Annotated in this window: 1 protein-coding gene; it reads right to left on the minus strand. The window is 46.1% G+C overall.

Annotated elements, in window-relative coordinates:
• Positions 1-1,293, minus strand: a 1,293-nt coding sequence (locus I5349_RS13605; protein WP_226391330.1) for a hypothetical protein, incomplete at both ends; no start/stop codon positions are given.

A 1,293-nucleotide genomic window follows, 5' to 3' on the forward strand; every position in this document is an offset into this window, starting at 1 on the left:
TTGTATGTATCATTTGCCAATACATTGAAGCTGCCGCCTACAAAACCATTGATCGTCTCTGGATCATCGTTGGCTACCAAGCCTGCTCCTGCTACCACTACCGTTACCGTAGCTTCGTCTGTATTGCTTGGGTTCAGTGAGTCAACTAATCTATATACCAGTGTGTATGTGCCAGCTGCTGTCCCTGCCGCTACATCTATCTCACCTGTTGTGATGTCTAATGTGACATTGGCATTACTAAATGGTGTGACTACTTGTAATTCAGTCTCTGTAAGTGCTGCTGGAGTAACTCCATTGTAACTGTCATTCGCCAATACATTGATCAAGTCATCTGCTCCAGTGAAACCATTCACCGTGCCTGGTGTGTCATCAACAGCTACTATCGCTGGAGCAATCACTTCTACAGTTACCGTTGCTTGATCCGTATTGCTTGGATTAAGATTCTCACTGATCTGATATGTAAGTGTATAAATGCCTGCCGCTGTCTCTGCTGCTACATCTACACTGCCATCTGCATTCAATGTCAGTGGACTGCCTACTACTGGAGAGGTTCTAGTGAGCGTTACATCCGCTGGGTTGACAGCAACTCCGTTAAGTCTGTCATTAGCTAATACATTAACTACGCCTAGATTCTCGTCCTTACCATTGATACCTGTGACATCATCATCAACTGCATCAATAGCTGCTGCCTCTACTGTTACTGTCACCGTTGCATCATCTGTATTCGCTGCATCTATGTTATCCGTCAGACGGTAAGTCAAGGTATAAGTGCCTGCCGCTGTACCAGCCGCTACTGTTACCTCGCCCGTGCCCGGGTTGAAGTTTAAGCCTGCATCTATTGACAGTTGGGTGATCGTTACCTCGCCAGTAGTCGCTGGGTCAGCATTGTATGTGTCATTATCCAATACATTGAAGCTGCCGCCTACAAAACCATTGATCGTCTCTGGATCATCGTTGGCTACCAAGCCTGCTCCTGCTACCACTACCGTTACCGTAGCTTCGTCTGTATTGCTTGGGTTCAGTGAGTCAACTAATCTATATACCAGTGTGTATGTGCCAGCTGCTGTCCCTGCCGCTACATCTATCTCACCTGTTGTGATGTCTAATGTGACATTGGCATTACTAAATGGTGTGACTACTTGTAATTCAGTCTCTGTAAGTGCTGCTGGAGTAACTCCATTGTAACTGTCATTCGCCAATACATTGATCAAGTTAGCTGCTCCAGTGAAACCATTCACCGTGCCTGGTGTGTCATCAACAGCTACTATCGCTGGAGCAATCACTTCTACAGTT

This window comes from Penaeicola halotolerans (genome assembly GCF_016464625.1).
GTDB lineage: Bacteria > Bacteroidota > Bacteroidia > Cytophagales > Cyclobacteriaceae > Penaeicola > Penaeicola halotolerans.